The sequence below is a fragment of the Bacteroides stercorirosoris genome, from assembly GCF_900142015.1.
GTDB classification, from domain to species: Bacteria; Bacteroidota; Bacteroidia; order Bacteroidales; family Bacteroidaceae; genus Bacteroides; species Bacteroides stercorirosoris.
In genome coordinates this window covers 56,210-65,639 of the sequence record NZ_FQZN01000029.1, presented here as the reverse complement: position 1 = coordinate 65,639, position 9,430 = coordinate 56,210, and the positions used below count along the sequence as shown (strand labels likewise).

At 51.7% G+C, this 9,430-nt stretch carries 5 protein-coding genes; 2 read left to right on the top strand and 3 right to left on the bottom strand.

The features are described from left to right. Positions 1-88: 88 nt before the first annotated feature. A complete protein-coding gene (locus BUC01_RS19105) occupies positions 89-544 on the top strand; it encodes a DUF456 domain-containing protein (RefSeq protein ID WP_073314536.1) in 456 nt (151 codons plus the stop codon). 211 nt (positions 545-755) lie between these two features. On the opposite strand, the gene BUC01_RS19100 is transcribed toward BUC01_RS19105, so the two are convergent. Further along, positions 756-3,947 (bottom strand): DUF4450 domain-containing protein, encoded by a 3,192-nt coding sequence (locus BUC01_RS19100; protein ID WP_073314534.1) that lies wholly within the window; start codon positions 3,945-3,947, stop codon positions 756-758. A gap of 34 nt (positions 3,948-3,981) precedes the next feature. On the opposite strand from BUC01_RS19100, the gene BUC01_RS25580 reads away from it, so the two are divergent. Beyond that, entirely contained in the window at positions 3,982-4,122 is a 141-nt protein-coding gene (locus BUC01_RS25580) for a hypothetical protein (protein ID WP_159106506.1), read from the top strand. A 56-nt stretch (positions 4,123-4,178) separates the two neighbouring features. Here BUC01_RS25580 and BUC01_RS19095 read toward each other — a convergent pair whose 3' ends face one another. Both BUC01_RS19095 and BUC01_RS19090 read right to left on the bottom strand, forming a co-directional pair. Continuing rightward, the gene (locus BUC01_RS19095) at positions 4,179-6,326 is read right to left on the bottom strand and encodes a hypothetical protein (RefSeq protein ID WP_025832155.1); all 2,148 of its coding nucleotides are present in this window, start codon (positions 6,324-6,326) and stop codon (positions 4,179-4,181) included. 134 nt (positions 6,327-6,460) lie between these two features. Continuing rightward, positions 6,461-9,409 (bottom strand): glycoside hydrolase family 2 protein, encoded by a 2,949-nt coding sequence (locus tag BUC01_RS19090; protein ID WP_025832157.1) that lies wholly within the window; start codon positions 9,407-9,409, stop codon positions 6,461-6,463. Between the last annotated feature and the right edge of the window lie 21 nt (positions 9,410-9,430).

Here is a 9,430-nt window from a genome sequence, read left to right as displayed (position 1 = left end):
GAATTCATTGGATTGTTGTTGTTTAAATATAACCGCAAAGATAATTCACTTTCGCTTATTAACATAACATACCCACAGGGTTTTCGGACTGACCCGAATATGCCTCATCATAGGTTTGCTGGGATGCATTGTTCCAATGATTCCCGGGCCCCCCATTTCCTATGCAGGCTTACTATTGCTCCACATCACGGACAAAGTGCAGTTTTCAACATCCCAATTAGTGATCTGGCTACTTTTGGTGGTAGTTGTACAAGTGCTGGACTATTTCACTCCCATCATAGGAAGTAAATACAGCGGAGGGACTAAATGGGGCAGTTGGGGATGTCTGATAGGTTCAATTGTCGGCATCGTCTTTTTCAGCCCGTGGGGAATCATCATCGGACCATTCGGAGGCGCCTTCATCGGGGAACTGCTGGGAGACAGGAGTGCAAGGGAAGCTTTAAAATCGGGCATGGGGGCACTGATAGGCTTTTTAGTAGGAACGGTGTTCAAGGTGGTGGTTTGCGGATATTTTGTATGGTGCTTTGTGAAAGCATTGGTATAAGACCGTGCAGATATGAAATACTGATAATCAGCCCACTAAATAAATGTAAGGGTGAGGTTAATTCGTTACTGAAAAAGTAATGAGTTTTCACCACAGAGTAACACAGAGTATCACGGAGTTCTATTCTTTTGATTTCAAATTGATTAAACCCTGTGAGACACTGTGTCCTCTGTGGTAAAAAGATTCATAACTGCTCCTGCAAAAAACATTTCTATCGTTGCAGCGTAATGCTCATCAATCCGATTACCACATCATTGGAAAGGGTTTCAAGAACAAGACGCGAAAGCTTCTTATCAGGATTCAGAGGCATTTCGAGCAATACGGCAGCGCCACCGTCCAACTCACGGGAAGCGCCGGGGAAGCCCAATTCTTCACCAAAGTTATTACTGATTTCACCGGTTTTAAGACGCAGGCGATAGAGAGCCGGGGCATGACGGTTAAACGCCAGACCATCCTCAAAGAAAAGATGCTCAATAGGAGGCCAATTGTCCGGGTTGCGCAGAGGCATGACATCGCAAGTACCGTCTTTGTAGTACACACGGATAAGGCCATTATCAATATGACACTGCATATGATTGGTGCTGCCCGCCATAAGCAAATAAGCGCGAGACGCTTTTCCCTTGAGAGAAACAGTCAAGTTATCAGGATAATTATCCCACAAAGAAGTGAAAGCAATGTTCCGACCTTCGGCAGGCGTACGGAAAGGAACTCCCAGTTTAGTGTCCAGCACACCTTTCCGGATGGAAGAACGTAAACCGGAATCATCGATATCTACCGTATGCAAAGGATGACACCACTCACCTATACCTTGCTTCGGCAGTTGCAAAGTGGTATAAGGAGAACGGGGCGAAAGGTACTCATTGCGGAAGATATCCGTTACCGAAGAGTTGAATTGCGCATCCATCACCACAATCTCACATTTAGCGGGATTGACATTAGCAAAGGCTGAGAACTGTGCAAGATTACTGTCCTCTTTCGCTTGCGGCTTCTCTACCGGATACCACCATTTCATGTCACCCTGCTGCATCGGGACAAAACCAACGGGCGCTTCGGCAGACAGGTTTTCTATCTGGGCTACCGTAGGTGTAGTGAGTTCTTCCCCACCCCATTCAATCTTGATTTCCATCTTTTCACCGGCAGAAGCGGGCACGACAACGGAAAGCACCGGACGGCTTATTGAGTTCTCCACCAACTTCCAGGTAACAGGAGTTCCGTTAACAGTCAGCCTTGCCACTTTCGAGCGCTGTGCAGGGAACTGGAGTTCCAAAGTGTGAACAGCAGGCAGGCGGTGGGAGATGATAAATGAAGATTCTTCATTTATGTAGTCAAAGTCAATATCCGGCGTGTGCAGGGATGCAAATGCCCAGGCAGACGGAAAACCGGGTTTCACCAGTAACCGTCCGTTCATGGCATCGGGAAGAATACCGTAAAGTCCCTGTATCAATACGCGGGAAGCTACGCCGATAGGGTCGCCGAAGTCACGATAACACTCGCCACGGGCGGCATCGTAGAAGCTGACTTGCCCGAAGTTACCCGGACTTTCACCCAGATACATGCCATCCAGCACTGAACTTTTCAACAGCTTAAAGCCTGCCTCGGCACGTCCTGCCTGGAAATAGGCAAGGGCGGTATGCATCACTTCAGCAAAAGCGACGTTATTGATACTCCAGGAATAAGGCAGCCAGTTGGTAGTGGAAATAGTGGCATAACCTTCATCCTCCAGCCCTTCGCCACGGACAGGGATATGGGGAATCTCACGATCCACATAGCTGGTGGCGAGATAAGCCTGGAAAGGGTCGGCAATATCGCTATCGAGCGCATGATAAATGGTCCAGACACCCGGACTAGTATGCAGACGCTTATGCCCCATGAAATCCTGGAATTCGGCCCAATGTCCACGTTCGGGCATCCAGAGACGGGCGTTCAGAGCTTTCAATATCTTATCCGCTTCCGCAAGGTAAGGCGTGGCATCTTCTCCTATTTTCCCGGCAATCATGGCCGCAAGACGGTTGGCACGATAATTATAAGCCGAGGAATGAGTGACGGCACCGCTATTATAATAGAGGGCATCGCTCGCCCAGATGCAGGCGTATGCATCATAAAGGCCGTCATTGTCAGGATCATAGTTGAGCTTTTCCCAGGCAAGATGGCGGGTAAGGACAGGCCACATACGGCGGGCATAGTCCAGATCTCCCGTCCAGTTGAAGTGCCACAGAAGTTCGTCGATATAACAAAGGTTCATATCATAATGATGCATCTGATCGTTGCGGCGGGGATTACGGCAGATATAGCCATTACTATATTGCGGCGTCCCCCACTTCTTCACGGAACGGGCCAGAGCAAGCGCGGAGTCTTGAGCGGGATGCGGAATAGTGTTCGGCACATCAGTGACCTGACTGGCAGCATAAGCATCGAAATGCGTACGTGCGCGGTCGTGCCAGCCGAGGACATCGCCGGTATACGCCGCACGCCAACCGCTGAGAGGCATACGCCAGCCAATGGCACCGTGCAACCATACTTCGCCATCCCAAATGCCATCGGCAGCCACGGCAAGAGCACCGCCAAGAGTATTGAAAAAGGGATCGGGAGTGGTTATCCTGATGCGTGCGGCAAGTTCGGCACGGGCTTGCTCGGACTTGTCGTAAAGGGTAGCCCCTTCTTCCTGCGAGGGAATGACTAAAGAATAGTCACGGACGAGGATATAGAAAGAGGTTCCCTGTCCGGAAGATGCAGGACGGGAAGTCTGAGATAGAGAGGAGGCGAGTGCTACATCTACAGTCTGCAAATGTTCGGGATGTTCGGGCGCATCGAAGCACCGTGGAGGATCGGCCCCCATATCACCGTTGCGGCTTAGTCTTGAAAGGCGGATTTCGCTTAACAAAGCACGTAGTACAGCACCTTCGGGCATATCGACAGGCGTAACTTTCCAGATAGCGGCATCTTCATCGGACAAAGCCAAGGCGGAGATTTGTAACTCCGCATTCGCTCCCCAACCGGGATGCTTCAAGCGATAGGAACGACGGCCGGGAGTATAACGGGACTCACACCAGTCGGTTTCTTCCAACGGAAGCACCGAGCCATCCGGCAATTGAAGGCGGAAGCTGATGTTCTTGCTGTTGCGCTTATCGTAGACAGCAAAGACAGGACGGTCGCTCGTTTCCAGACGAAAAGCGGTGTGGCTGCCATACAGAGCACGTGTATAACGGTTTTCACCGTTCACCCGAACAAAATCTTCACCATCGGGATGGTATTGAAGTTTGCGGGCAGTGCCACGCTTATGATCGTTGAAGGAGGTCGACTCGATACGGTCTCCTGCACCTTGAGGTTTATTGCCGGTGGTATACTGCGCACTGGCAAGAACGGGCAGTAAGGAAAAGAGGGTATAAAGAAAAGAGTATCTCATGATATCTTAAAGGAATAAGATTAATAAGAAAGATATGAAGGACAGATTGCTGGGATTAGTTCATTGCGGTGCAGAAAAGAAGCAAATGATAAATGAGATTTTAGACACGGATTACACGGATTACACTGTTGCAGTATATAAAAACAACAGTGTAATCCGTGTAATCCGTGTCTAAAATATATTCATAACTGCTCCGGTAATGAACCACTTCGCCTATCGTAAAAACACCTTTTACGGCATTGGTTTCAGCCCTTCCCAACGAACATCCCACGTTCCATCTTTCGGGAAGCCCGGATTCTCCACCTGACAACCATCCCAACCGGCACACATCAATGCCACGGCAGTCAGCAAGCCACCGTTACCGGGCAGGTAAACGCGCAGGCGGCCATCCTGATAATTGTGTCCGTTCAGCAGGTAAGTATTCGTGCGCTTATCCATCAGCAAGGCACCCACCGCTTTCTCCGGTTCACCCAGGCGGGCAGCGTTCATGGCGGTCATCGGATAGTCCCAGCCCCAGGTTTTACCCCAGTTCCAGTTATCCCATATCCAGTGCAGGGTATTCTTCATATAATCGTCACGGATAAGTTTGTTCATCGGGAGGATGCCGACCGAACCCAGTACGGCCATGTGGTCGCTGGTGAAACGGATATCCTTGTAAGTATCTACGGCATCTTCGGAAGCCAGATAGAGATTATCTTCGTTGTAGGCAAGCGGAGAGAGCTTGTCGATCATTTCGTCCCATTCCAGATTACGCTTCTCTCCGGCACGCTCACGCCACAACTGTGCTGTCTGCATGGCGTAGTGCCAGTAAGAAAGTTCGAAAGGCGAGTTGATGGTGGTGGCTGCGCGCAAAGTTTCCTGCGCCGGAATGGCACCTTTCAGGATGAAACGGCCGTGGAACTCATCGTATGTGGCAAAGGCATACATAAACTCGGCGGTCTCCTGCACCAGGCGGTTGTATTTCTTAATCACTTCGTCCGAAGGATTGGCACGGTAAACAAGTTCTGCCAGATAGATAAAGTGCGGTTGCTGCCAGATAAGGAAAGAGCCTACATTCGAGGGAGCTTCCGTACCGCTGGGATCGGTCATCTTCATCCAGCGCACACCGGGGAAACCCTGGCGGCGAGCAATTTCACGAGCTACGGGTTCGACGGTTTCATACCAGCCCAATGTACGGTCCAGCAGATTCTCATGTCCCCAAAGTGCCTGCCAGGACTGATGCCACCAAATCATTTCGAGGTGGAACTTGCCAAACCAGGAGTTATAAGTCAGACCGGTTTCCTGTGGAGGTACGCTTCCTGCCGACTGAATGGCAAGGAGATACTGCGAAAGCAGCACGCGACGTTCCAGTTCCGGGGCACGGGAGTCGGTACAATGGGAGAAGTCGACGGCAGCGCCATTCTTCCAGAAGTTCGTCCAGTAGGAAGCACTGGCGGCGGCGGTTTCTGCGAAAGCAGGTAATGTCTCACTGGTGTATACAGGAGGTTCGCTTTCAAGAACGGTTCCAGCGAAGTCCGGTGTGAAGAGGCAGGAGATTGCCAGCATATCTTCTTCGGGAGTCAGCACGAAATAGTTCTTCGACTTCTCCGTCAGATGGGCTTTGCCTTCCCAACGGAGGGTTACGTAATAAGTTGTGGCATCGAGCACACGTTTCAGCACAGCGCTTTGGGCATCCTGGCAAACAACGACCGTAGAATGCAGGTCATTGGCATCCCAGTTGCAGGCATCGTCCGCGTGTCCGCCTGTGGGGTAAGGGAAACGCAGATTAACACCGCTATGCGCACGGTTGGTGATGCAAGCGGAAATCATATCTTTATCGGGATGGCAGACGGTTTGCACATCGTAGGCATTGCCATTCAATGTAAAGTGGCTGGTGACTTCACCTTTCCACATGTTCAGCGTCTGCCGGATGTCCGTGATATCGGAGGCTTTCACTCCTTCGCCCAGTTCAAGGCCGATGATGCCCAGATGCAGACGATGCGGGTTCGCGCGGAACCAGTCGGAAGCCTCTTTCTGTCGGCCGGGTTCTTTGAACTGGCAGGCATAGAGTTCCTCGTGTCCACGACCAAAGTTGAATGCTTTCAGGGTTTCTTCGTGTTTCAGGTTCTTCGGATTGGCAAAACTATGCCAGCCCCATTGACTTTGTGTGCCCAGGGGGACACCTTTGCGATACATCTCCGGAAAGGTCTGCAAACCGGTAGCATCTACCGTAAATGCAAATTCGCCGTTACCGACACTGAGGGAAGCCAACGAGTCGAATTCGGACACTTGGGGATTGTTACGGGCTACCAGTGCTTCACGGTCTATCGGGGTTTGCTTCTCCGAACCGCAAGACGTCAGCAACAAGGCAGCGAAAAGGGAATAAAATACTTTTTTCATGGTATTCTTTATAACAGATAGTTAGATTAATAGCTGGGGCAAATATAGCGGTTTATAGCGAAAAGAGGCCTGAATGGTTTGGCGGAAATGATAAGTGAAATGATGGTTTAGGGGCTTCGCCGCTAAACTATCATTTATCTAAAGTCAAACCTTAAATTCAGCCTTATCCCTTCGTCTCCCTTCTTGATGCGGATGATTCCCGGTTGGCTTTGCGGTCCGTGCTGGCTGATGGGTTTGAAGCAACGGATGCCAGGAATTTCGAGCAGGAAGGAGATATCTCCGGCGGGGAAGTCGGGCATGGTGTTTTTGCCATCCTGACGTCCACGGGGTTCTTCGGGGGTGAATACTCTCAGGAAGATGCCGTCACTGGCTGCGTAGACGGTGAATGGAGAGGTGGGACTTTGCAGAGTTGCCCAGTAGAAGTTGGCATGATAACCTTTGAACTCCGGGTAAACCAAACGGTCGGTACTCTCACCGGTAATTGTATTATTGTAATCTTTCTGCCAGATACCATAATTTGTGCCCGGAATACGATTCTTCCAGACACGATAAGGTCCACGCCCCATCCAGCGCATACCGGAACACTCCGATTCGGGATAAGAGAACGTAAGACCAAGATTCAACACTTCCGTATCTGTAAAAGCATCGTCAAAGCCTCCGCCACCGGAAGCACGGTTCAGCAACACGGCGTCCATCGAAAGCAGGCCGTCGGGCGACATACGCCAGACTATAGAGTCCGCCGCACCCCGATACCGTGCACAAAGAACAGCCGCACCGTTTTCCATACGGGTGGACAGACCGGACAGAACCATCTTCATTCCAACAGCCACGGGACCGTCTTTCAAGGGGATTATCTGTCCGTCAGTGTTTCGCTTTACAGAAGCGATAGTGGCATCACTCTTCCGGAAAGAGACGGTGACGGCAGAAGAAGACAGAGTGATGGAAGTGTCAGTTTCTTCGATGTGGCAAGGAGGAACGGAAGCGGAGTTTTCCGAAGCGGCAAGCTTTCTTGCAGAAGAACCGGATGCCTGTAAGGACAAATACTCATTCGCCCGTCCCGACATCTCCCGCTGCAGATAATCCTGCGCAGCTTGTATCGGGAACGTACGTGTGCAGACACTCTCGCCATCCGCCCCGTATGCTTCAAGTTCCAGAATGTCTCCACTAAAGAAATTGTCCGGCAGGCTGATGTGTGCAAACCCTGTCTCACCGGGTATCAATGACGGCAACTGCACGCTTCCACTGTCCGCCACCTGGCGCCATGCCTGTGCACCACCGTCGGCCACAGCCACAACCTCCCCTTCTTCCTTTCCACTTAACGGCGACACACAACGAAGCACCCGCCAACGCATGGAACATGCACCCAGATTGGTAAACAAATACCTGTTCGACACCCGGAAATCTCCACGGAATGAAGGGGTAATCATCAACGGCTCCACATGTATCGGCGACCAGACTTCACGGACAGAATAGTAACTGCCCTCTTTCTCACGGAAAGGACCGAGAATGCCGTCCGGCGCATTGTAATCCTCACTGTCCAATGCCCCGCCACGATCCGAACGGCGCACAGCCTCATCACTATATGCCCACATAAAGCCTCCGGCAAACAGAGGATGCGCCGTATAGCGCGCCCAGAAATCTTCCAGTCCGGCACCATGCCCCTGGTCGTACTGGCCGTGCATGAATTCGGCAGGCATAAAGACTTTATAGCCATTGGTGAAGCGGGCTACTCCTGTCAGATAGGCGGGATAGTGGTGCGTGTCCAGTTCATCGAAGTCGGCCCAGGGATGGATGACGTGGCGTTTCTGGGGATCGTATGTACGGAAGAGGCTGTCGATGGCGGTATTCCATCCGCCTTCGTTGCCATTGCTCCAAAGCACGATGCAGGGATGGTTGACGTCACGTTCCAGCATTTCGCGGACAAGCCAGGTGCCCGTCGGAGTGTCGTAAGCATTCTGCCAGCCTGCCAGTTCGTCAATGTAGAGCAGGCCGAGGGAGTCGCAGGCATCCAGAAAGTGTGTATCGGGTGGATAATGGGAGCGGACGGCGTTCATATTCATCTCCTTGATAAGCTTCACGTCCTGTATGCTGAGTTCTTTATTTGTGGTTCGTCCGCCGTCAGGATGGAAAGAGTGGCGGTTGATACCTTTCATCACCAGTTTCGTACCATTCAGGTAAAGACCGTCGCGGGGACGGAAATCAATGGTACGGAAGCCGATACGGGTGTTCATGGAGTGAATGACATTTCCCGCTTTGCCGAGCAGGGAAACCGTGAGCCGGTAGAGCGTAGGCGATTCGGGAGTCCAGGGAGAGATGCCGTCAAAATGGGCGGTCAGCAGTTGGACGGAGTCGGCGGTGACCTTCACCGGTCGGTGTTCGGCGTCCTTTGCAGATACAGGTGACACTTCCATCGAAAGACTTTCTTCTCCGGTGACGCCTTGCAGATGTACCTCGACTTTCAATTCTCCATCCGCACGGGCATCCACCGCCAGGCGCTCAATGTGCACGGCAGGCTTTGCCTCCAGCCATACGGGGCGATAGATTCCACCGAACAGCCACCAGTCCGCCTTGCGTTCGGCAGCGTTCACGGTGCGGTTGTCGGAGTGCTTCTTCACCCGCACTTCTATCTGGTTGGAGCTTCCATATTTCAATAAATCCGTCACATCATAAGAGAAGCGGTAGAAACCGCCCTGGTGTACCGGTCCGGCCGACTGTCCGTTAACGAAAACCTCGGTATCGGTCATGACGCCATCCAGCCAGAGACGTATGTTCCGCCCCTGCCAGTTGCGGGGTATGCGGAAAGAGCGTTTGTATGTGCCTTCTTCCATCGAGGGATTCTTTACGCCCGGCTTCTTGTACCAGCGACCATAGGTATATTCGCCGAAGCCTTGCAGTTCCCATTGGGAGGGGACTTCTATTTTGCTCCAATGTCCGCTGTTACGGCCTTCGGAGACGCGGAATTGCCAGGTCACGGTATTGCCCAACCCGGTTCCGGAAAGATATTGGCGTTCTGTTTCCTGGGCTTGCAACAGGCAGGTTGTCAGCAGGAAGAGGACGGTTGTGAGAAAGTGCTTTCTACTCATAGTATTTGGCTTTATTATTCG